The 346-nt window shown below is 48.6% G+C and carries 1 protein-coding gene; it reads left to right on the forward strand.

The features are described 5' to 3' along the window. Positions 1–19: 19 nt before the first annotated feature. Positions 20–346, forward strand: a 327-nt coding sequence (locus AAEZ03_RS26350; protein WP_350582705.1) for a tetratricopeptide repeat protein, incomplete at its 3' end; no start/stop codon positions are given.

Below are 346 nucleotides of genomic sequence, written 5' to 3' on the forward strand. Positions count from 1 at the left end.
ACCGAGTGACAATCGCAACTTGGATCAACAAGAAATCGCTCGTGTGCGCACCTCGCTTGCTGCGCAATATATCCGCAAAAACGAGCTTGATACCGCGCAGCGTCAGTTAGAAAAAGCCTTTGCTGCTGATAGCCGTTACGCGCCAGCCTATGATATGATGGGCGTTTTGTTGCAGCAAGAAGGCAGCCGCATCAATCTTGAAAAAGCCGACCAGTATTTTAAAAAAGCCATCGCGCTTGATAAAGATTTTGAGCAAGCGCACAATAATTACGGCGTTTATTTGTCGCAAATGAAGCGTTACCAAGAAGCGGCGGCGCAGTTTGAAATCGCGGGTGCAGCATTGGGT

The sequence above is a fragment of the Pseudomonas sp. HY2-MNA-CIBAN-0224 genome, from assembly GCF_040310285.1.
Lineage (GTDB): Bacteria > Pseudomonadota > Gammaproteobacteria > Pseudomonadales > Pseudomonadaceae > Aquipseudomonas > Aquipseudomonas helleri.